At 45.9% G+C, this 24,595-nt stretch carries 17 protein-coding genes; 16 read left to right on the top strand and 1 reads right to left on the bottom strand.

Translation table 11 applies throughout. From position 1 onward, the window contains the following. Nucleotides 1-34: 34 nt before the first annotated feature. The 15 genes from ACE3MZ_RS11900 (at nt 35) to ACE3MZ_RS11830 (ending at nt 20,552) form a co-directional block, all read left to right on the top strand. A complete protein-coding gene (locus ACE3MZ_RS11900) occupies nt 35-1,192 on the top strand; it encodes a glycoside hydrolase family 88 protein (RefSeq protein ID WP_411346640.1) in 1,158 nt (385 codons plus the stop codon). A gap of 131 nt (nt 1,193-1,323) precedes the next feature. Continuing rightward, entirely contained in the window at nt 1,324-4,167 is a 2,844-nt protein-coding gene (locus ACE3MZ_RS11895) for an Ig domain-containing protein (RefSeq protein WP_411346639.1), read from the top strand. A gap of 78 nt (nt 4,168-4,245) precedes the next feature. After that, nucleotides 4,246-5,859 carry a response regulator gene (locus tag ACE3MZ_RS11890; protein ID WP_411346638.1) on the top strand — a complete coding sequence of 538 codons (1,614 nt, stop codon included), beginning with the start codon at nt 4,246-4,248 and terminating at the stop codon, nt 5,857-5,859. A 23-nt stretch (nt 5,860-5,882) separates the two neighbouring features. Beyond that, on the top strand, nt 5,883-7,697 hold the full coding sequence (locus ACE3MZ_RS11885) for a sensor histidine kinase (protein ID WP_411346637.1): 1,815 nt from the start codon (nt 5,883-5,885) through the stop codon (nt 7,695-7,697). Between the two features lie 125 nt (nt 7,698-7,822). Then, entirely contained in the window at nt 7,823-9,154 is a 1,332-nt protein-coding gene (locus ACE3MZ_RS11880; RefSeq protein WP_411346636.1) for an ABC transporter substrate-binding protein, read from the top strand. A gap of 140 nt (nt 9,155-9,294) precedes the next feature. Then, nucleotides 9,295-10,227 carry a carbohydrate ABC transporter permease gene (locus ACE3MZ_RS11875; protein ID WP_411346635.1) on the top strand — a complete coding sequence of 311 codons (933 nt, stop codon included), beginning with the start codon at nt 9,295-9,297 and terminating at the stop codon, nt 10,225-10,227. A 1-nt stretch (nt 10,228) separates the two neighbouring features. Next, the gene (locus ACE3MZ_RS11870) at nt 10,229-11,065 is read left to right on the top strand and encodes a carbohydrate ABC transporter permease (RefSeq protein WP_411346634.1); all 837 of its coding nucleotides are present in this window, start codon (nt 10,229-10,231) and stop codon (nt 11,063-11,065) included. Nucleotides 11,066-11,153: 88 nt separating this feature from the next. Then, on the top strand, nt 11,154-12,734 hold the full coding sequence (locus ACE3MZ_RS11865) for a glycoside hydrolase family 43 protein (RefSeq protein WP_411346771.1): 1,581 nt from the start codon (nt 11,154-11,156) through the stop codon (nt 12,732-12,734). Between the two features lie 303 nt (nt 12,735-13,037). Further along, nucleotides 13,038-13,916, top strand: coding sequence for a Cof-type HAD-IIB family hydrolase (locus ACE3MZ_RS11860; RefSeq protein WP_411346633.1), 879 nt, complete (start codon nt 13,038-13,040; stop codon nt 13,914-13,916). 292 nt (nt 13,917-14,208) lie between these two features. Further along, nucleotides 14,209-15,549 (top strand): dihydrolipoyl dehydrogenase family protein, encoded by a 1,341-nt coding sequence (locus ACE3MZ_RS11855; protein ID WP_411346632.1) that lies wholly within the window; start codon nt 14,209-14,211, stop codon nt 15,547-15,549. A gap of 392 nt (nt 15,550-15,941) precedes the next feature. Then, nucleotides 15,942-16,739, top strand: coding sequence for an NRDE family protein (locus tag ACE3MZ_RS11850; RefSeq protein ID WP_411346631.1), 798 nt, complete (start codon nt 15,942-15,944; stop codon nt 16,737-16,739). A gap of 94 nt (nt 16,740-16,833) precedes the next feature. Beyond that, nucleotides 16,834-17,832, top strand: a complete 999-nt coding sequence (locus ACE3MZ_RS11845; protein ID WP_411346630.1) for an ROK family protein — start codon at nt 16,834-16,836, stop codon at nt 17,830-17,832. Nucleotides 17,833-18,337: 505 nt separating this feature from the next. Beyond that, a complete protein-coding gene (locus tag ACE3MZ_RS11840) occupies nt 18,338-19,567 on the top strand; it encodes an MFS transporter (RefSeq protein ID WP_411346629.1) in 1,230 nt (409 codons plus the stop codon). A gap of 1 nt (nt 19,568) precedes the next feature. Further along, nucleotides 19,569-19,712 carry a hypothetical protein gene (locus tag ACE3MZ_RS11835; RefSeq protein WP_411346628.1) on the top strand — a complete coding sequence of 48 codons (144 nt, stop codon included), beginning with the start codon at nt 19,569-19,571 and terminating at the stop codon, nt 19,710-19,712. Between the two features lie 189 nt (nt 19,713-19,901). After that, nucleotides 19,902-20,552, top strand: coding sequence for a sugar O-acetyltransferase (locus tag ACE3MZ_RS11830; protein ID WP_411346627.1), 651 nt, complete (start codon nt 19,902-19,904; stop codon nt 20,550-20,552). Nucleotides 20,553-20,716: 164 nt separating this feature from the next. Here the strand turns inward: ACE3MZ_RS11830 and ACE3MZ_RS11825 are convergent, their stop codons facing one another. Beyond that, nucleotides 20,717-21,076, bottom strand: a complete 360-nt coding sequence (locus ACE3MZ_RS11825; RefSeq protein ID WP_411346626.1) for an MmcQ/YjbR family DNA-binding protein — start codon at nt 21,074-21,076, stop codon at nt 20,717-20,719. Nucleotides 21,077-21,449: 373 nt separating this feature from the next. Between ACE3MZ_RS11825 and ACE3MZ_RS11820 the strand changes: the two genes are divergently transcribed. Continuing rightward, nucleotides 21,450-24,575, top strand: coding sequence for a cadherin-like beta sandwich domain-containing protein (locus ACE3MZ_RS11820; protein ID WP_411346770.1), 3,126 nt, complete (start codon nt 21,450-21,452; stop codon nt 24,573-24,575). Nucleotides 24,576-24,595 lie beyond the last annotated feature (20 nt).

The raw sequence follows: 24,595 nt of genomic DNA, 5'->3' as shown, positions 1-24,595 counted from the left end.
CCTACAACATATATTGTCCAACGGAGGCATAATAATGCAGACAACGGAAATAACGATGACATGGATCGATGAAGTCGTACGTAAAATGAGTAATAAAATGGACTGGGTAAGCGACAAGTCACAGGATAAAATCCCTTATACAACACTCAATGGAATTCATGATGACCGCTCCTCTTCCAATCCTTCTGGCAGTGATGCCGACGGCATCTGTTGGTGGACAAACGGTTTCTGGGGCGGAATGCTCTGGCAGATGTATCATGCCACTGGCGAGTCGAAGTACCGCGAATATGCAGAACGTACGGAAAATAAGCTTGATGAAGCATTTGAACAATTTTACGGATTGCATCATGATGTCGGTTTTATGTGGCTGCCAACCAGCGTAGCTAATTACAAACTAACCGGTAATCTTCAATCGCGCAAACGGGCACTATTGGCAGCACAGCTGCTCGCCGGACGTTACAATCCAGTCGGCGAATTTATACGTGCGTGGAATGATCTGCCGGAAGAAGATACCCGTGGCTGGGCAATTATCGATTGTATGTTCAATATTCCGCTGTTGTACTGGGCAAGCGAAGAAACAGGCGATCCGCGCTTTGCACAGATCGCGACGAAGCATGCAGATACGGTCATGAACAGCTTTGTTCGACCGGACGGATCGGTTCATCACATTGTAGAGTTCGATCCGTTTCACGGCGGTGTTGTCCAAACATACGGCGGACAAGGATATGCGGATGGTTCGTCATGGACGCGCGGGCAGACGTGGGGATTATACGGATTTATGATGAGCTACAACCATACCGGCAAAGTAGAGTATTTGTACACCGCCAAACGCATTGCGCATTATTTTATGGCAAGTATTCCAGAAGACGGGATCGTTCCAGTCGATTTTAGACAGCCTATGGAACCGGCATATCAGGATGCTACAGCCGCTGCCATTGCCGCCTGCGGTTTAATCGAAATCGCGCGCGCCGTAGATGAAGGCGAAAAGGACATGTATCTTCGTACAGCAATCCGTTTATTGAAAACGTTGGATGAACAAAGTACCGATTGGAGCCATGATTGCGATTGTTTTTTACAAAATGGGTCGGCAGCTTATCATCATCTTCAGCATCATCAGTCGATCATTTACGGAGATTATTATTTTATGGAGGCGATTCTGAAGTTAAAGGACCAGGATCTATACTTCTGGTAATCCGACATATTCTAAAAAAATGCCCATATCGGTCTTAAAAAACTGGCATGGGCAGGTATGTATATTTTACATACAATAAAACCATAAATTGTAAGCGTTATCAAAAACAAATGTATTGAAGGAGGAACTGTATGCATGCTCGATCTGTAAAGGTATGGTGTAAACGATCCATCTGTCTGCTGCTAATCGCTGTTCTGCTGCCGATTACGACAGCATATGCGGATGAAATGAAGAATGTAGCAGCGACATCGGACACAACTGCCGCCGATTCTACGGTGTTATCAAGTGCACAGAGTGACCAAGTGCAGATTCAGGAAACGATAACGAATGGCTTTACGCATCCAGGTGTCAATGTGACCGCAGAGCAGTTGCAGACGATGCGCAGTATGGTGCAGCAAAAGAAAGAGCCATGGTATTCATATTATCAGGCAATGCTAGTCTCCAAATCCGCTTCCAAGACCGTCACTTCCAGCAATCAGGATTCATCCGATCCATCCAAGCCGGCAAGTGTTGCATTCAATAGTCAAGGATTCAACTCTCGTTATATAGCTGATGGTTTGAAAGCCTATACTCAGGCGATCCTATATTATACGACGGGTGAAGCAGTATACCGAGCCAATGCCATGCACATTATCCGTATCTGGTCACAAATGGACCCAAATCAGTATGTCTATTTCACAGATGCACATATTCATACTGGTATTCCGTCAAATCGAATGATCGCGGCAGCGGAAATTTTACGCTATACAAGTAGCCCAACCGAAGAACTGGTATGGACGGACAACGATACAGAGCAATTCACCAACAATTTGATTGTACCCGTGACAGAGACATTTATGCATACGAACAATCGATTTATGAATCAGCATACGTATCCGCTGATAGGCGCGATGTCAGGTTATATTTTCACCAATAATCGAGAGCGGTACAATGAAGCGGTCGAATGGTTTACAGTCAATAAAACAGCAGTGAATCAGGGCTTCAATGGTTCGATTCAACAGCTGTTCCGACTGGTCGACCATAATTCTGCTACCGGTGAAGCTATTAATCCACCAGTTGTGCAGCATGTTGAGATGGGACGCGATCAGGCACATGGCGGCGGCGACCTGACCAATGCAACCATTATCGCTCGCATGATGCTGTCTCAATCGACGAAGGTTGATCCAGTGAATGGTACAGTATCAACTGCTAGCAATGCAGTAGGACCGTATGAATTTTTGAATGATCGTATTTTGGCAGCGGCTGATTTCTTCTGGAAATATATGCTTGGTTACGATTCCGATTGGATTCCGGTCGTGTACAGCTCTGAGCCGGACGGCAAAGCCAAAGGCATCTATTATCGATTCTCGGATTCCTATCGAGGTCGTATGAACACAGCGAATTTCTGGGGTTTGTATTATTATTATACGTATGTCAAAGGCGTCGATCTAAAGGAAAAAGCACATTATTACGCAGAAGCTTTTCAAAAAAGAATCCCACCTAACTTTTATCATAAAGGAGCTTTGAATATAAACTGGGACAACCCAGACGGCGGAGGAGATTTCTGGTTGTCTTTACCACAGGAAGCTGTACAGGAGGGCAGCACCAATCTGCCGAATTCACAGACAGATGCAGCTATTGTAGAACTTGAAGATCGGTATATCGTGCTGGATGCGAGATCGGCAACGGAGCACGAGGGGGCGACGTCCTTTGTTCGTGTTCAAGCGGTACGAGAAGGAAGCCGTCTGGCATTTCAAAACCTGTCTTACGCCGATCGCTCTGGCTCACGCCTGATTGGATTGCGCTTTCGTAGTGATAAGCCTGCTACCATCTCATTGAGCAAGGAAAAGAATTCGACTCCATATCACACGCTACATTTACCTAATACAGAAGGGCAATGGCGTTATATCACATACGATATGGGCATTGATCATGTAAGTTACGGACAATTGGATAATGATTATAATTTGCTGTATTTGACCGTTGTCGGTGATGATGCAGCAGTAGATCTGGATCATCTGAATGTGCGTGCGGGTGAACAATTGTCACCGCCAATTTTCCGTTCTGACAGCGGTAGCGATACGAAGGTCATTCCTGCTTTTACCGGAGCGCCTGTAACACTCGATCTTGCAGCGGATGACAGTCTGGCAAGCGATACGGTTCAATACACAGCAGATCAATTGCCGATAGGCGCAGTGCTGGATCATCAAACTGGCAAGTTAGTCTGGACACCGGACACAGCAGGAACATACTCATTCTTGGTTACAGCATCAGACGGAGTGACAGTGAGTACGCAACCGATACGTATTGCAGTGGAATATAGCCGCGAAGAAGCGATTGGGGTTGCAGCAGCTACGTATGATCCGCATACCCTCTATACCACATCCTCTGTACGTGTGTTCACAGATGTATATGATGCAACGGTTCGCAGTCTGAATAGCGATAGTGATGTGCAGTTTTTTGATCGGCTTATTCGGTTGAAGCAGCAGGCTGATCAATTGGAGCTGCTTACACCGACTTTGGCGGATGGCAGTATGGACTACAGCGCGGCGGTAACGACGTCCACATTTGGTACATCTATTTCTATGCTGATAGATGATAATAATAATACGTATCCTGTTTATACACTGGCACGGTATCCGAATCTGTATCACATTCTTGATTTTGGACCGGACTATAATATATCAGCGACCCGCTTCGGTTTACAGAGCCGGATGAACTTTGTGGATCGGATGGCAGGATCGGTTATTTACGGCTCCAATGATCGCAGCAGCTGGACACGGCTGACGCCTAACGAAAGTAAATTCACCGATGAAATGGATATGCTCGATGTATCTGCTGATCAGCAAAATCAAAGATATCGATATATCAAAATTGAAATGATTCATCCGCAGCCGGATGTGTTGTCCGGTAACACCAACAATTTGTTGGAGCTGGGCGAGTTCCGTATTTATGGTATTCGTCACGAAGTGTCACATGTACAACTCCAACAATAGATCGACATACTATAGCCGCTGCCTGCACGCCATATGTGCAGGCACGGCTTTTCCATATATACAGGGAGGGATATCGAAATGGAATATATGACGTTATTAATTGCTGATGACGAGCCGGTTATATTGCGTGGTTTGAAAAAACTGCTGCCATGGGAAGAGATGGGACTATCCATTATAGGTGAAGCGAATGATGGGGAAGAGCTGCGTCAACAGATTGTCAGACTACAACCACAGCTGGTGATCAGTGACATTAGCATGCCCGGCAGTAGTGGGATTGAGATTATGCGTGAATTGCAGGCGCAAGGCAGTCGAATCCCCGTCATCTTCATCAGTGCCTTTCAGGAGTTCGATTATGCACGTGATGCAGTCAAGTTGGGAGCGCTTGATTATCTCGTCAAACCGATTGATAAAAATCAACTAGAGCAAGTTGTGCGCCGTGCTATTGGAATTATCCGCGAACAATGCAACGAAGAGCTGACACAGGAGCGACTATCTTATTACGAACAGAAGAGTCGTTTAGACGCTACGGAGAAGTTGGTGAATGGACTACTGGATGGCGATAGACGCGCGCTTCCTTCATTGCTTGAGACGGAAGCGTTAAACAATACAGTGCCAGTAACAGTGTGCGTACTGGAAGTGGAAGAGCAGATTCATCATGAACGTTGGGAAGAACAGGAACGAAATCTAGTGCAATTTGCTATAGCCAATATTATTCGTGAGAATCTACAGCAACATGAACAGCTTGAATGTGGGCTACTTGTATTCAAGGAAGATCGCTTTGTGATTCTGATCCAGCATACGGATGAAGATACACCACGCGAATGTATGCATTTGCTGCAAGCCAACATCGCGGAATATCTCAAAATCGAAATGGGCTGCGCTATTGGACAGACGTGTGCAGAATTGTCATTAGCAGCAGTATCATACCAATCTGCTCTTGAAGCGTTGAAACGTAAATATTTTGCGCGTACGGGGTCTGTTATCGAGTATGATATCGCTGTAGATGATGAACAGATGATGACCGATTCGATAGTAATCTCCTCGTTGCCCGATCTACATACAGAATTGATTCGTGCTTGGACCGCTTTAGAACCGATGCGTATGGAGCAGCTGCTGGAACAGCTGTTCATGTGCATTCGCAGAGAGGCGAAGTCGCAGCGTTATACCGCTGTCACTAGTACGTACAATTCCATTTTGACATTGAATCGTGAACTGCTTCAGCGTGGCGGTGGTATTGAGCAGGATCATACCAATAGCGACTGGCTGAGTAGATTGGATGCCTGTGCTACGTATGAGCAATTGACCTACGAAGCGTGCCATATTCTCCGCTCACTATTGCAGCAATCATCCAACAAATCAGGTGGCAAGGAGCTGACGCTGCTGACTGAAACCAAATTGTATATCGAACAGCATTACAACGATAATATTACGCTGGAAACTGTAGCTGCCCGCGTCTATATGAATCCTTATTACTTCAGCAGTTTTTTCAAAAAGCATACCGGACAAAACTTCAAAAATTATGTAACTGATATTCGAATGAAACATGCACTCAAGTTGCTGCTAGAAACGGACAATCTTGTATATGAGATCGCCGAGCTGGTAGGTTACAACAATGTGCGTCATTTTAGCGATATGTTCAAAAAGCAATATGGGAGAGTTCCACAGGAATACCGGCAAGCTTGCAAATCGTAATTCAGGTCAGGAGGCGAGGTGATATGAATATTCGACAATGGTTCACGAGTAGTATTTTCATTAAATTTTCCACTTCATTTATACTCGTGGGACTGATTCCCCTGTTTGCACTCAGTTATTTGTCGGTTCAAATTTTCTCCAGTTATGTAGAAAGGTATACTACTGGCAACTTGCAGCAAATGAGCCTGTATATGAGTTACAATCTGAATTCGGCGTTTCAGCAATACAACGACATTTCCAAGCTGATGTATAGCAATCGCTATAATAATGAGCTGGGTGACACAGCGAGTGAGAATCAGGCATACAATGTCAATGAGCTGGAACAGATTAACTCCATACCGATCGATTCATTTTTGAAAACGATCGTGTTTAGCGATCCGTATATTCGCAGCGCCTATTTTGTAAGAGCATCCGATGATCGTCTGTATGATCAAGAACGGGAAAATCGCGGTTTGCAAACAGAATTGTTACCTTATCAGCAGTGGCAGCAGAAAATGGTGGAGCAACCGAGCAAGATTGCTATTTTCCCTACACATCAAGCGAATTACTTTACCGGATCCCGACAGCAGGTATTCACTATGGCTCGTAATCTGATCGATACATCTGGCAGAATGTCTGCCGAACCGAAAGTTGTTGGCACCTTGTTTATCGATATTGATACGAAGATGTTCAATCCGTTTCTCGGCGATCTGTATGTAAGCGGCAAGAATGAAATTGCACTCGTAGACAACCAAGGGCATGTGTATTTTGGCAATCAGGATAGCCAGCAGCTTGCTTCATTACGCTCTGCTGATCCTGACGGAGATATGCTAGTACTGAAAGAAGATATTCCATTTCTGAACGGGCAATTGATCGTCGGTATACATAGGGCAGGGTTGTTTGAGCAGCTGTTCGCAGCTAGAACGACGGTATATATAGCGATTCTAATCTGCTCCTTGGCACTCATTATTATGGGGACATGGTTCTCACGTCGTCTGGCTGCTCCCATCCGCAGGCTGATTCGGCAGATGGCTATCGTTGAATCCGGTCAGTTGGATATTCGATTGCCTGTTGAGAGCAATGATGAAATGGGACGACTGGCGCAAAGCTTCAACCGAATGGTGGAGCGGCTGCAAATTTATATCGACGAAGCATATATCGCTCAGATCAAGCAAAAGCAAACCGAACTGAATGCACTCAAAAGCCAGATTCGTCCGCATTATCTCTACAATACGCTGGAAGTGATCCGCATGAATGCGGTTGACAAGGAAGCAGATGAAGTCGCCGACATGATTCACTCGCTGTCCAATCAACTGAAATATGTCATCGATTATGGTGAAGAACAGGTGACCTTAGCTGCGGAGCTAGCACATTTGCGGGATTACTTTTATCTTATTTCGGTACGCTACGACAACAGATATGTATTGCGCTGTGATATCGATTCGGATGTGGATATGAATTGGTCGATTCTGAAACTCTCTCTACAGCCCATCGTCGAGAATGCTATTCAACATGGACTTCGTCAGCAGAAAAAAGGCACAGTAGGCATCCATATTCGACAAAAGGATCATATGTTAATCATTACTCTTCATGACGATGGCATTGGTATGAAGCCAGATACACTCGCTGAACTTACACAATCACTCCGGCAAACATCATCCACTGGCAAATTGGCCAAATCAGTAGGGCTCAAAAATGTGCATGAACGTATGTGCTCCACCTATGGTGAATACTATGGTTTGTCGATCAGAAGTCAGCTTGGGATTGGCACGTCGGTAGAGCTTTATTTTCCCGAAGCACCCGCTGCTTCATTGTGCCAACAAGAACCATCGCCTGTACGCTCATCCGATTCTGCTTAAATTCCCCTCATACCTCGCTTAAAAAAGTTCATTCAAGTCGTAGAAAACCGATGCTATGCTGAATATAAGAAAACGCTTACTTAAATATAACAATCTATACTGCTTAACAGAGGGGGATTTTAATCATGAAAAAAGGGAGCAAGCACAATCATTTATGTAAATTGACTGCGGCAGTATTGGCGACAAGCCTGCTTCTCAGCGCTTGCGGAAATAGTGCCGATGTCTCTACATCAGGCGATGACAATGCAGCAAACAATGACGCCAAGGTCAGCTTTACGATCGGATATGCTGCCGGCGATCCAGCAGCGAAAAAAGCGATTGCTGATACGATCGAGCGCTTTGAGCAGCAACATCCCGAGATCGCAATCAAGGACTTGAGTGAGAATTCCAGCAGTTCTTATCTGGACTGGCTCAAAACAAAGGACGCAGTCGGCGAATTCCCTGATCTGGTCGAAATGAGAGATACCGAGATTTTCGCGGATGCAGGCAAAATTGTTGAGCTGCCTTCCGATCTGGTGGAGCTATTCGATTCACCGCCGAAAGTAGAGGGCAAAGTATGGAACGCACCATTGACCGTCAACGCTCCACAAGGAATCATTTACAGCAAAAAAGCATATGCCGATGCTGGCATTACGCAGCTACCCACAACGTATGATGAATTTTTGACCATTCAGGATCGGTTACAATCGTCCGGTATGACACCGATTGTTGTTGGTGGCAAAGATATATTCCATATGGGCTTCTGGGTGAACAAGTTTCTGATTGATGATGTATATGCACATGACCCAGACTGGAATGGTAAGAAAACAGCAGGCAAAGCGCATTTCACCGATGAGAATGTCGTGCAGGCGATGACGGATTACAAATATCTCTTCCAGAACTATGTGGATAAGGGCTGGCTTAGTACACCAGACAATCAAACGATATCCTTTCTAATCTCTGGCAAAGCCGCACAGCTGTATTCAGGCACATGGATGTTTTCCCAGATCGAAGAGGCTGATCCGACATTTGAGTACGGCTTCTATGCTGTACCGGATCGCCAGGGCAATGTAAATGTAATCGGTTTACCGTCACCGGCAGGCTGGTCTCTATCAACCGAAGCTTCCAAAGACCCGGCAAAAACTGAAGCGATTACAACATTCATCCGTTTCTTCTTCGAACCGGAACAGTATTCGCAATACCTTGCTAGTATTAATGGTATTGCTTCTACGAAAGAAAAAGTGACCTATCCTACTGGCGAAGCGATGAAGGGTGTACTTGCTCTGATGGATGACCCCAAAGTGAACAAATCACTAGCAATCAACAACTGGTGGGGAGATAATCTGATTCCGCCGCAATTCCGTAACTGGTTCTACAAGAAATTGCAGGAAATGGTACTCACCGACGGTGATGTGAAATCGTACATGCAGCAAATCGATACAGAATACGACAATGAAGTCAAAGCTAACGCTATGTAACCAAAACAATCTTTGTATAAGATTGCTTACATCATGCACCTGACCTACCAATCATATTGAAAATCACCCAAGTGACAATCATAATGCTGCACTGTACAGGTTAGTGCATAAGGATTGTTGCTCGGAAAGGAGTGGCTTATATGGGCGTGCCCTCATCTACAGGCACCCGTATCTCGGCAGCCTCTGTCGATAAAAAAAGAAAGAACTTCCCTTCGTATGCGCTCGTATTCATTTTGCCTTCATTTCTGCTATACACTTTGTTTGTAATCGTGCCTACATTTGGCAGTGTGTATTTGAGTTTTACTTCGTGGGATGGAATCAGCGATGACATTCGTTTTATCGGCTTTGCCAATTTTGTGGAAATTTGGAATAGCCCGCGTGTGCATAATGCGCTCAAAAACACACTAATCATGACCATTAGTCTCGTTATTCTGGAAAATATCGCTGCGATTGCTATGGCAATAATGGTGGATCGAATTCGCTGGTTCAAAAACTTGTTCCGCAGCATTTTTTACTTTCCAACCTTATTGAGCGGCATCGTAATGGGCTTTGTATGGACCATGATCCTGAATTACAACTTCGGGGTAGTCAATCAGATTTTGAGTGCTATCGGTCTAGGGAGCTGGGCGGTAGACTGGCTCGGTAATCCTGACTATGCACTGTTGTCGGTCATATTGTCTACAGTCTGGAAAGGTGCAGGCTATTATATGATCATCTATCTAGCAGGCTTGCAGGGAATTCCAGCAGAATTGTCCGAAGCAGCAAGTATCGATGGAGCGAACGGCTGGCAGCGATTCCGATTCATTACCTTTCCACTGCTTGCCGGTTCATTGACCGTCTGTATGGTGCTATCAATGATCAGCGCATTGAAAATTTTCGATCAAATCGCTGTGATGACTGACGGTGGTCCGGGTTTTGCTACCGAGACACTGACCTATATTATTTACAAAGTCGGCTTTGGTGAATTGCGACAAGGCTTTGGAACGGCGCTGGCGATTGTACTGTTTATTATGATTATGCTCATTACCATCATTCAGGTCAGAATTTTGCGCAAACGGGAGGTGCAGTACTGAGATGAATATGCAGACGCGCAAGCTTGCCAGTGAGATTCTGCTGTTTATTATCACTTTGCTGCTGGCAATTGTATTCTTTTTCCCGATTTTCTTTAACTTGATGTCTGCCTTCAAAAGCAATGGTGAGATTTTGCGCAATGCGCTTTCCTTTCCGACATCACTGTATCTGGACAATTTCAAATATTTGCTGACAGAGACCGATTTTCCACGTGCGATTGTGAATAGTTTGATTTTAACAACGGTATCGATCGTCATGCAGATTCTCATTATTCCGATGGCAGGTTATGCAATTGAACGCCATCATGCCAAATGGACGAATGGGATGTTTATGTACTTTCTGGCGGGAATGATGATTCCCTTTCAAGCGTATATGATTCCGTTATTCAAGGAATTGAAGATACTCGGTCTGTATGGAAGTCTGGCAGGTCCGATTCTAATCTATGTTGCCGGGGCAGTTGGCTTTGGCTGTCTGCTATACACTAGCTTTGTCAAAGGCATTCCGCGTGAAATCGAAGAAGCAGCAGAGATCGACGGCTGCAACCGGTACAGCATTTTCTGGCGAATCGTCTTCCCGCTGCTCGGACCGGTTACGGCAAGTATGATCGTATTGAACGGGCTGAATATTTGGAATGACTTCCTTCTGCCGATGCTTGTTCTGCCCTCTGGTGAACCGAAAACAATGGTCGTCGAAATTTACCGTTATATCGGCGAATTCTCGTCACGCTGGGATATGATCTTCGCTGGTACCGCGCTGTCAGTCATTCCTGTATTGATCGTATTCGTCACCATGCAGAAGTACTTTGTGAAAGGTATCTCCGCAGGCGCAACGAAAGGCTGATGAGGCTTCCCGTATACATGGACGATAAACAGAAGCAGGCATTCTATTGCAAGGAGGATAATCGGTGATCTCTGAAATGGAAACCAACATGAAGATTCACAATCCGGTACTGACCGGCTTTCATCCAGACCCATCATTCATTCGGGTTGAGGACGATTACTATATTGCTACATCGACATTTGAATGGATGCCAGGAGTCGCTATCCATCATTCGCGTGATCTGGTAAACTGGCGTCTGCTCACGCACGCACTGACCCAAACTACATCGATTGATTTGCGAGGTAATGGAGCTTCAGGTTCCATCTGGGCACCAGCGCTGTCATATGCCGATGGACAATTTTATCTGCTATTTACGAATGTAAAATCTAGGCATCGTGTATACAAGGATCTGCATAATTATATAATGACTGCCGATTCCATTGAAGGACCATGGAGTACGCCGGTAAGGCTGAATGGTAGCGGATTTGATCCATTTTTGTTTCATGATGACGATGGTCGTAAATGGCTGCTGAATATGCGCTGGGATTATCGCAAGCAGCATCCTAGCTTTGGCGGTATTGTTATGCAAGAGTATGATGCCACAGCACGTAAATTGATTGGTCCAATTCATACTTTGTATCAAGGAACGCCAGTCGGAGTTACTGAGGGACCACAGCTATTCCGGCACAACGGCTGGTATTATCTTATGACTGCTGAAGGCGGCACTGGTCTGAATCATATGATTGTGCTGGCGCGCAGTCGGCAGCTAACCGGTCCGTATGAAGTCGATCCCCATTTTCCATTGTTAACAAGTGCGCATGATCCCGTTCATCCACTTCAGCAGGCAGGACATGGTTCACTTGTACAGACCCAGCAGGGCGAATGGTATCTGGCACATCTATGTACACGACCTTTGCCAGGCACGACCTTACTGAATCCACTAGGTCGCGAAACGGCAATTCAGCGGTGCATTTGGGATGAGCAGGGGTGGCTACGCTTGGCTCATGGCGGCAAAATACCTGCATTGGAAGTGGAAGCACCTTCTTTGCCAGCGCAGCCGTTTCCTCAGCTACCGATAAGAGATGATTTTGATAGACAGGAGATCGGTCTCGCGTACAGCAGCTTACGCGTTCCGCTTGATTCATCATGGGCGAGCCTGAAAGTCCGACCGGGATTTTTGCGTTTGCGTGGACGTGAATCGCTATCATCCGCTCATGAACAAAGTATGGTGGCACGCCCTATTTCACATCTACACTGTACTATAGAGACATGTATGGAATTTCATCCCGATCATTTTTATGAGATGGCAGGATTGGTTTGTTATTATGATGATGCAGATTATTACTATCTACGTGCAAGCGGTGACGAGATACGCGGCATCGTGCTTGGTGTGGTCATGTCCAAGGCAGGTGTATACGACGAAGTCTTTTCTATGCAGCTGTCGATCAATGATTGGGAACGATGTTATCTGCGTGCTGTCATTAATGGTCGAGAGCTAATGTTTTACGCTTCTCATGACGGCGAGCAATGGATTCCGATGTGTACACCACAAGATTTTGGCACATTGTCTGATGAATATGGCGGCAAGCTTGGCTTTACCGGTGCTTTTGCAGGAATGTGTGCTCAAGATTTGGACCAACAGCAGAAGGAAGCTTGGTTTGATTATTTCGAATATCAGCCGCATTCCTAAGCATTCAAAAGATAAAGTCATTAACATGTAGAGCGGATGGTATGAACAAAATACTGGTCCTCATATGCACGACAATCGAATAAAAAAGTCAAAGCAGCAGACTGTTACGCAACGAACAGTCTGTTGCTTTTTTACATAGTAATTTTTTGCATATTACTATATAAGGTTGGGCACATTGCTGCGCCATGTTAGATGTAAAAGAACTATTTATTTTCAACATACATGTTGACATGTAACCCGTTCCAACACGTACATTGAAATAGACAGCAAGCCATCTTTTACAATAAAGGAGTGCGAGCAACGATGGATACGAATGCAAAACAGATCATCTTTATCGATATTGACGGTACACTGGTCGACGATTACGGTCATGTACCAGAATCAGCGCAGCTGGCATGTCGGCAAGCGCGCGCGAATGGGCACTTGTTGTTTTTATGTACGGGACGTTCTAAAGCGGAAATCTATGACTCGATCTGGGAGATCGGTTTTGACGGATTGATCGGCGCTGGTGGCGGTTATGTAGAGATCGGTAACGAAGTGCTCTATCACAAAAAGGTACAGTCGCAGGATGTTCGTCATATGGTCGACTTTTTCAATGAGCATGGCGTGCATTTCTATCTGGAGTCAAATTCGGCATTGTACGCAAGCTCTATGCTTCGTCCACAGCTGGAACGGCTCATTTATGGCGATGTGCTGAATGATGAACAGGCGCGAGCACGAATGGAGCAATCGCCGCATCCATTTATCGAAGGACTGACGTATGGAGAGACCGATCTGTATAAGGATGATGTGAACAAGGTTTGCTTTCTGGAAAGTAGCCTGCCGTTTGCAATGATCCAGCAGGAGTTTGAAGGCAAGTTTGAAGTGATTCAGTGTACAGTTCCGATCTTTGGCAAGGATAGTGGCGAGCTGATGATTCCGGGCATTCATAAGGCGATTGCCATTGCCGACCTATTGGAGCATCTTGGTGAGTCGCAAGCACATACGATAGCGATCGGAGATGGCATGAATGATGCGGAAATGCTGGAATATTGCAACGTCGGCATCGCAATGGGCAATGCCAAGCCGGGCTTGATCGCTATTGCTGATGAAGTGACGGATACGCTGGAGCAGGACGGCCTGTACAAGAGCTTCCTCAAGCATGGATTGCTTGCTGAAACGTCTGCATCGTTATCTTCCTGAACAATATATGTCATTCAGCGGATACAATAGATGCTAGAATAATAAGCGATGAAACTACAAATGTTAGCCTGATTGATGCCGCGTAGATGCGAGCAGATCAGGCTTTTTGTTATGTTCAGCATGTCGCATATCAACATATTGCAAATATTTCTGTCCTGAATATTATTGCGATGGCGATTTATTGGGTAATGGTAGAACAGACGGACAAAATCATTTCACTATACCAATTAATCACGCGCTATTAATTGTGTTTGATTGGATCAACCATTCATATGATCAGGGAGGAAGAACAATGAAATCATTCGACATTCTATTTATCGGTAGCGGACAAGGTGCATGGAACGCAGCATTACCACTTAGTAAAGCAGGTAAAAAAGTAGCAATCATCGAGCGCGATAAGATTCTCGGTGTCTGCACGAACTATGGCTGCAATCCCAAAATCGTACTGGACGGACCGATCAAGCTGATGGAAGATGCTGAGCTGTTCAAGCCAGCCGGACTGAGCAGCGAGTTCAAGCTCGACTGGGGCAAACTGATGGAACATAAGAACAACATCCTGACACCGTTACCGGAAATGATGGAAGCCAATCTCAAGAAATCCGGTGTAGACATCATCCGTGGAGAAGCGAAATTCACTGATTCTCGCACAGTGGAAGTGAACGGTGAGCAGTATACATCCGAAACATTCGTCATCGCCGCTGGGCAGCGCCCGATTCCGCTCGGCGTACCGGGAGAAGAACTGACGATTACAAGCAATGAGTTTCTCTATTTGACTGAATTACCGAAGCAAATTGTACTGATCGGTGCAGGCTATGTATCGATGGAGATTGCTTCCATTGCACGGACGGCTGGTTCCGACGTACACATCATTCAAGCGACGGATAGCATTTTGTCGGGCTTCCATCAGGATTACAGCAAGAAGCTGATTGAAAAAGTGAAGCAGGACGGCGTTCAATTCCATTTCAATGAGAAGGTCAGCAAGATCGAACAACAAGGCGGTCAGCTGCATCTTACTACTGAAAAAGGAACAACACTCAGCGCAGATCTAGTGATCAATGCAACCGGACGCAAACCGAATACCGATCTGCTGAATTTGGAAGCAGCAGGTGTAGAATATAACAGAAAAGGCGTTGTTGTTAACGAATTCCTGCAAACCTCGCAGCCGCACATTTATGCAACTGGCGATGTATTGGATAAAACGCAGCCGCGCCTAACTCCAACAGCAGTATTTGAAGCGAAATATTTGGCAAATTATCTGCTGGGAAGTAGCACCGATGCAATCCAGTATCCGCCGATTGCAACGATTGCTTTTACTACACCACGTATTGCACAGATCGGTGTGAGTGTAGATGATGCCAAGGAATCGTCGGAATACAGCATCGTTCCAATTGAGCTAGGGAAACAATGGGACTTTGCCGGACGCGGTGAGACTGAAGCGCATCTGACACTCATTTATAGCAGCGAGAAAAAGCTGGTCGGTGCTGCGGCATATACGCAAGAAGCACTTGAAGTGATCAACAGCCTCACTCCAATTATTACACTCGGTCTGACAGCAGAAGATGCGGCGAAGCTGATCTATGCGTTCCCATCCTTCGAGACGATGATCCCGAATTATTTGCAACAAGCGAAGTAAAATAGAATCTATTATTCCAGAACCTACTACTATCCAAACCACTATCTATAAAATGTCTCAAGCTATTATTCGTAAAACCTCTACAACGCATCCTATTGCAAAGTATCGCATCTTACAATAGTCTTGTAGCAAATGACAGAGAAAGCACATTCCGATAATCCGAATGTGCTTTCTCTATGTGTAGAGAGTACGATGTATCCTCTCACTACGCGATTGGCAAATATACGAAATAAAACCTAAAACAGCGACAGACATAAGCCAGCCGTCATGCGATTGATAGGACTGAGAATTCAGCAAAGTCTCCCATATCGTGAATGATACTATTGCTGTGGTACAATGACTGCATACATATTGCATCGTACTCACTTTTCGACAAAGGAGCGTATCCACTCATGTGTCTCATTTTATTCGCATATCATGTACATCCTCGGTATCCACTCATTATGGCTGCGAATCGGGATGAATTTTATGAACGTCCCTCTGCGCAAGCGCATCGCTGGCAAGACGCGCCGCATATTATTGCCGGGCGTGATCTATTGAAGTTGGGGACATGGATTGGCGCCTCGGATAGCGGGCAATTCGCAGCACTGACTAACTATCGTAATCCATTGGAGCAGGCAGATGGGAAGAGGTCGCGTGGGGAATTGATTGCCCATTTTCTAAAAGAACAACAGGCGCCAGCGGAATATATACAGCAGATGGCAGATGACCGTGATCAATATCCGGGGTACAATTTGCTAGTTGGCGATCGGCAGAGCCTGTATTATTACTCCAATGTGGGCAATGAGATCCAGCCGCTGCAACCGGGCATTTATGGAATTAGCAATCATCTGCTAGATACGGACTGGCCCAAAGTACGCTCCGGCAAATATGGACTGGAACAGATCATTCGCCAGATGGATGAGCAGGAGATCGATGAACAGCAATTGAGCGATCAGCTGTTTGCACTGCTACAGTTAACCGATCGTCCAGAGGATGAAGGCTTGCCCGATACTGGCGTATCACTGGAATGGGAGCGACTGCTATCATCCATCTTCATTCACAGTCAGGAGCAAGCATACGGCACACGTTCGTCCACCGTTCTGCTCATGGGTGAGCAGGAACTGATCTATCGCGAGCGCGTGTATTCGCCGGATGCATTACCAGAACAACGATTTGTGATCCCTTTTTCAAATGAAAATAATAGATAAGCAGAATTGATATAGATATAGATATAGATATAGATATAGATATCATTTTGCTGGATCGGTATGAAATATACAACGTGTAACGAATGAGGTGTCTATGAAAAACGCGAATGCCAATCTGATGAAAGAAATCAATCTAAACAATGTGCGTCAAGTAATGAAACGCATAGAGACAGCGACCAAACCGCAACTCGCCTCTTTAACCGGGCTAAGTGTCGTTACGGTGAATTCGCTAATCCGCGAGCTGTTCGAACGTGGTGAAATATATGAGGACGAAACCGTGCCATCCAATGGTGGACGTCCAGCGCTAACGTATCGCTATAATTATGATTTTAGCCTTGGTCTGGTGATTGGTATGAAGGATGCACAGTGCAAGATACTGATCTCTGCCACTGTAATCAATCTGGAAGACCAGACGATTTTCAAAAAGGAACAATCGATTCCCGTCTTTGAGCAAGAGGAGCTGTTCCAACTGATCGAAGAGTGTCTGTCGCAACATAGCGATATCAAAGTGATCGGCATTGGTCTGCCAGGACAAGTAATGGACGGTGTAGTCGCAGTCAGCAGTCACCGCGAACTGGAAGGAGTACATATTATCCAGTTGGTGGAACAGCGATTTGGTCTACCTGTATTGCTGGAAAATGATGTGAATGCTGCCGTTAGCGGCTATTGCGCGCGGCATGAGCTGGAGGGGAATGAGACGGTAGTGAGTGTGTATTTTCCACCGCTGCATCCACCTGGTATGGGCATTCATCTGGACGGTCAGCTTGTACGTGGCAAAAATGGTATGGCGGGCGAGATCAAATTTTTGCCTTTGGCTATCAATTGGTATGCGTCAATGGAATCTACGGCATTTGCCGATATTGCTTGTCGCATTATTCAGTCGGTCAATGCTATTCTGGCACCGCAGCGTGTGGTGATGTATCAGGAGCTATTAACGGATAAGCAGTGGGAGCAACACTGGCAATCATATCAACAACAAAATGTGATGCCATCATACCCGGATGTCGTTCTGGAAAACGATTTTCAGCATGATTTTGAAGCAGGTATGCGCTGGCTGACGCTAAAGCAATTGACTCCATCGTTGAATTATTGATACGGAATATATTCATGGAAGGCGCATGATTGCTTGTATAAAGGCTCATAGATTCTATAAAACAGATGTGCATGTAGAATCACATTCGATTCTGTAGCATGCAACGCTGTAGCATTCGACCCTGTAGCATGGATTTCATGGAGCTACATTTGCAAAATGTTCGTCATATGGTCGACTGTTTCAATGAGCATGGCGTGCATTTCTATCTGGAATCGAATTTGGCGTATCTTATAGGAGCGTATCCTTTTTAGAAACGCATGCCTTCTATATTTATGAAACTCAGCATTAATCATCGTATTCATCCCCTGTCATTGCGGCAGGGGATGTTTGCTTTTACAGTTCAGAATGCGCCACATGTCATCTATCTTCCAATTACAATATATATTTACAATCACTTTAACATTACAAATATTAAATAAAATATCTTTATAAAGTTAATTTATTATGGTATTATTCGGGCATCGGCATTATTCACAAATTCATTGTCGGGCGAGCGAGGGGTTAAATGGCAACATGGTTTTTGATAATCATTTATATGGCTTTTATTAGTTTGGGTCTTCCCGATTCCTTATTAGGCTCCGCGTGGCCTGTAATGTATCCAGACCTGCATGCTTCTCTTGGATCAGCGGGCATCATTGCAATGGTTATTGCGGCGGGTACGATTGTATCTAGTCTATTCAGTGGTAGATTGATTGCAATGATCGGTACGGGCAAGATTACGCTGATCAGCTGCCTGATGACAGCGGCGGCGCTGTTTGGCTTTTCTGCGGCACCATCGATGCTGTGGCTCATATTGCTGGCGATTCCGCTTGGTCTTGGCGCAGGCGCGGTCGATGCAGCGCTGAACCATTATGTGGCAGCCAATTACCAAGCCCATCATATGAACTGGTTGCATTGCTTCTGGGGAGTCGGCGCAACGATGGGACCGATCATTATGTCGTATTCTATCGCGACCAATGACTCTTGGCGTAGCGGTTATTTGACGGTAGCAGGCATTCAGCTGGGACTTGTCATTATCTTGCTAATTACGTTACCACTCTGGTCAAAAGTAGCTGCTATTCATGCGAGAGAACAAGCGGAATCACCACTATCTTCAGCAGAACAGAATGACAACTTGGAACAACATAAAGATTCCACAACCAAGAAGAACCGTAATGGCATTCTCAGCCTGCACGGGATCAAGCCGACACTGGCGGCGTTTTTACTCTATTGCGGAGTGGAGATGACAGTTGGTTTGTGGGGAGCGAGTTATCTGGTAGGTGCCAGAGGCATAAGCGCTCAGACAGCGGCGGCATGGGTTTCGCTGTATTATGGCGGCATTACGGTTGGTCGCTTCATTACGGGCTTTATTACGCTGCGTGTAGGTAATACGATGCTGATCCGCTGCGGACAACTGATTAGTATTGTTGGCGGGATTATTTTGCTACTGCCGATGGCAGATGGTTTGGCACTGGCAGGGCTGATCTTGATCGGTTTGGGCTTGGCGCCGATCTATCCGGGTTTGCTGCATGAGACACCTACGCGGTTTGGCAAATCCAATTCTGCCAAGCTGATGGGTTATCAGATGGCGGTCGCGTATACAGGTACGACGTTCTTGCCGCCATTGTTCGGATTGCTCGCCACACGTACGAGTGTTGGCATGTTTCCATGGGTGGTGCTGATATTTTTAGTGCTGATGTTATACAGCGCTGAGCGAGTAAACCGAATATTATCGTACCGGAAAGGGAGGAATTAAGATGTTGATTTCGATCATTGCATTAGTGTTCATCTGTGCGCTGTTGAGTGCTATCGTATGGATTGGCGCGTACGGCTGTATGAAAATGTCAAACGAAGAACCAGTCATCCGCAGCATTCGCTGTGCGGATGACTGGTTTGAATAATTAGTATATGAGTGTTCTCTATAATATGAAAACATATGCGAAAAATGTGAGTGAGCACATATACTACTGCACACTTTATAAATAATATTTATAAAGTTATCTTGCAATGATAGCAGTTGCGATGATAGAGTAGCTACAACAATCTACTTCATAATAATGATCTGATTATGAACAAATGGAGCTGAACGTATGAGTGAGGAGCAACGCATCTTTGACGGCAAGCTATTCTCGCCTGCTGATCCAGAATTAAAAGCCATTAAGCTGAAAGCGCATAATTGGAGCAGTCAGTACAGTCGCACTTTGGAAGATGAGACGGACGAGCGGGAGCAGATTTTGCAGCAGTTGATCGGGAAGATGGGAGAGCATAGCTTTATTCAAGGTCCTGTCTTTTTCCATTATGGGGTGCATACCGAGATTGGGCATCATTTCTTCGCTAATTACAATTTTACGGTGCAGGATGATGCCAGAGTAACTATTGGAAATCATGTGAATTGCGGACCGAATGTGACCATTGTAACGCCGATTCATCCGATGATCGCTTCCGAGCGGCGGCAGATGCTGGATCAACATGAGCAGCGGAAGACGCTCTGTTACGCCAAGCCCGTGGTGATCGGTAACGATGTATGGTTGTCTGCGAATGTGACCATTTGCGGTGGAGTAACGATTGGCGATGGTTGCGTGATTGGAGCAGGTAGCGTAGTGACACAGGATATTCCACCGAACACATTTGCCGCTGGTGTGCCGTGCCGGGTCATTCGCGAGATTACGGAAACGGATAGTATGGCTTTGCAGCCGGATATTCTGGGTGGTTGTCGTGTGATTCAGGATGAGTCTGACTAACTGAGTAGGATGCGCATGGATGTGTGTCTCAAGAGATGTATATTTTAAGAGATGTAGATCTGAAAAAACAAAATCCCGATATCAAGCGTAACGTGTGAACCACGAATGCATTGGTATCGGGATTGTATTATGTGGAAGGCGAATCTAGTCGCTCAACAGCCAATCTATGTCTTTTCTTTTGACGACTTGCGTATGCGCGGCAGGGTAAGCGTATAGCTATGATAGATCATATCGTGAATATCTTCTTCTGAAATAGATCCATCCAGAATGATCGAATTCCAGTGATTTTTGTTGAGATGATAGGCGGGAATGACGGACTCATGCTCCTGCCGAAGAATATCGATCAGTTCCGGTGTCGCTTTGACATTGATCCATGTATGACCTTGCCGCTCAAAGATCCAGGCAAATATTTTCCGATTCTGCTCATGGCGAATCACTGTCCAACCGCTATCGCGAAATGGATAGTCCTCATAACTCTGAGCCAGAGTCAAACAGTGATCAATCGCTTGTTGACGCGTTTGCATCGTAAGATTCCTCCAATTCCGCGAGTTGAATAGTATTCGATACTCGCTATATTATATTCATTATGGCGTATGTTGTATCATTTGAACATTCATATCCAGATTCCATATTATTATACACATCTGAATTCCGATATAGATTTCGCACAACAAGCTGATACACTAAAATTCGAAGTGAAATTTCGATTGTTTCAGCAAAGGAGGGAAGTTACAATCACATAACGCCCTAAAATGTTAACGTAAACATAATGAACTTTTTATTTTTGTAAGCGTATTCAAAAATCTATATCAACCTATTCTGAAAGGATTGATGCTGATGAATTCCGCTTCAAACACAAATGACAACATGCAATCGTCTGCTACATCATCTTCGCACATGATAGACTCTGTTCCATCTGCAACACCACCACATCGGAGAAAACGGGGTCGCCGCCATACCCGCTATCTGATCATCCTACTTGTTATCATCCTATCTGTTCCGGCATTGCCCGGCGCTTCTGCTACTGTTCATGCTGCAGACACTGACCTTGTAAATGAGAACTTTGCCACGTACCTGCAAGGAGCATTCACAGTAGGCAGTGGCAATGCTTGGAGTAAAGAGGGCAATACACCAGACATTCAGATCAACCGCGATACCGTTACAGGCATAACGTATGCTGCCATGAGCAATCCCACTTCCGGCTCCGTATACGTTGGTCAACGCTTTACGCCGCAGAGTGGAGGCGTAACGATCTCATTCGATGCACGCATCCCGAGCAATAACGGCGGTTCCTTTTACGCAATGGATGGCAAAATCAATGCTACCAGCGCCACCGGCATCAATTATGCGCTTGGCAGTGGAATCATCAAGCGCGCTGGTTCTTCGTCCTTCTCTATTCCTTATAGCACGTCACACTGGTATCGATTCAATTATGTGCTGAATATTCCACAAAAGTCATATACGACTTCCATTACCGATCTCACAACTGGAAGTGTAGTCGCCAACTGGCAGGAGACGTTTACCGGAAGTGCTGCGCGAATTAGCAGTTTTGGCTTTTACCTCGGTCGTGACGGCGGTTCCATTCAGCTCGCGAATATGAAAGTAACTGCGCTGGATCTGGCGCTAACAGATTTGAAAGTGAGCAGTAACGGGTTCACACCAGCATTAACACCTGCTTTTGACGCTTCGGTTCAGAATTATCAGCTGGATCTTCCACATTCCAGTCAGTCTCTGTCCGTTACACCGCAGGCAAGCAATGCAGAGCATGTGCGCCTGACAGTAGCTGGACAAACAGCAAACAGCGGCTCATCGATTCAAGTGCCTATTTCCGAATCATCCACAACGATTCCGGTCAATGTCACCTCGGATACGTACACAGGTATTACGCGGACGTATACATTAACCGTCAATCGGTTGGAAGCATCACCAGAGCTGCAATACGTAGATACGGAGCCGGATAATGGCAAAGTACGTATCGGCTGGCAGGAAAATATCGATCCAACGTACAAAGAAGCCCACATTTACCAATTGGACAAAAAGCAACGCCCGCAACTGGTGAACACTGTGAGCAAAAATACGTATATCGCAACCATCGATAAGCTGAAAAACAACACAACCTACACCTTTATCGTGAAAGCAGCCTATACCGATGGTACCGAATCCGATGGGGTAACCGTACAAGCAACACCAGTCAAGCTGCCACCACGTCAGATGGAATATCTGAATCGTGGACTGATCGCTATTCAGCAGCCGGGTGGCGTCTATGTGAGCTGGCGATTACTTGGCACTGACCCGGACAATGTCGGCTTCGACCTGTACCGCAATGGCAAAAAGGTTAACACATCTACCCTTCGCACAACGACGAATGTTCAAGATCCAGGCGGTACAGCAACATCCACTTATTATGTACAAACCGTCGGTGGTAAAAATAGTCCCAAACGCTCGGAAACGGCAAAAGTCTGGAGCAGCGATCACTTGAGTATTCCACTTCGTAAGCCAGCAGATGGCGTTACCGTAACTGGCGAGGTGTATACGTACCGTGCCAACGATACAACCGTTGCTGATCTGGATGGAGATGGACAATACGAGATCATTTTAAAATGGGACCCAAGCAATTCCAAAGACAACTCTCAGAGTGGTCATACCGGTAGTACGTTAGTAGATGCATACCGACTGGATGGTACGTTTATGTGGCGTATCAATCTAGGACCGAACATCCGGGCAGGTGCGCACTATTTGGATATGATGGCGTACGATCTCGATGGAGATGGCAAAGCCGAAGTCACATTCCGCACCGCCGACGGTACAATTGACGGGCAAGGTCATGTAATCGGCGATGCGAATGCGCGTTATGCCAATTCAGGCGGTTACATTATTACCGGTCCAGAATACCATACGATCTTTGAAGGGACGACTGGACGCGAGCTGGCAACCGCAGATTATGAGCCAGCGCGTGGGAATATTGGCGATTGGGGCGATACGTATGGCAACCGGGGCGACCGTTTCCTAGCGGCAATCGCTTATCTGGATGGAGAGCATCCAAGTATCATTATGCAGCGTGGCTATTATACACGCATAGTGCTGGTCGCTTACGATTGGCGCGATGGTAAACTGACCAAGCGCTGGACATTTGATTCCAACACGCCGGGCAATGAAGGCTATGCCGGACAGGGCAATCATCAGCTGTCAGTAGCGGATGTCGATCATGACGGACGCGACGAGATTATTACGGGTGCTGCCGCTATTGATGACAATGGCAAAGGATTATGGAATTCCGGCTTGGGACACGGCGATGCAATGCATGTCGGCGATCTTGATCCTACCCGCCTCGGTCTGGAAGTATGGGCAGTACAAGAGAATACGAATGCCAAATACTCCGCCGATCTCAAAGACGCCAAAACCGGTCGTGTCATCTGGGGTCAGCCACAGATTGGCATTGATGTCGGACGTGGCTTGAGCGCAGACATCGATTCGCGTTATCCTGGCGAGGAGATGTGGGCGATTGACGGCGAATGGAACAGTACAACCGGCGGTCTGTTTACTACACAAGGACAGAAAATCTCCAATTCCATTCCATCGTCCAATTTTGCCATCTGGTGGGACGGCGATCTGAGCCGCGAACTGCTGGATCATAACTGGACGACAACACCGGAGCGCCGAGGTGTACCGAAGATTGATAAATGGAACCCAGCTACGAATCAATTGAGCAATCTGGTAACCTTTTCGGGTACACTTTCCAACAACGATACGAAAGGAAATCCGGCATTACAGGCAGATATTCTAGGCGATTGGAGAGAGGAAGTAGTACTGCGTAATGAGGACAGTACCGAACTGCGCATCTATTCCACCACTGCGCCAACCGATGTTCGTCTCGTTACATTGATGCACGATCCGGTGTACCGATTGGGTATCGCATGGCAGAACACTGGCTACAATCAGCCACCGCATACAAGTTATTATCTTGGCAACGATATGCAGCAACCGGAACGACCGAATATTCATGTGGTACAAGCCAAAAATTAAATCAAACCATCGTATACCAA

It is taken from the genome of Paenibacillus sp. WLX1005, from assembly GCF_046603685.1.
Classification (GTDB): Bacteria; Bacillota; Bacilli; order Paenibacillales; family Paenibacillaceae; genus Saccharibacillus.
Note: the sequence above shows the minus strand (reverse complement) of the source record. Positions and strands in the feature narration are given on the sequence as shown.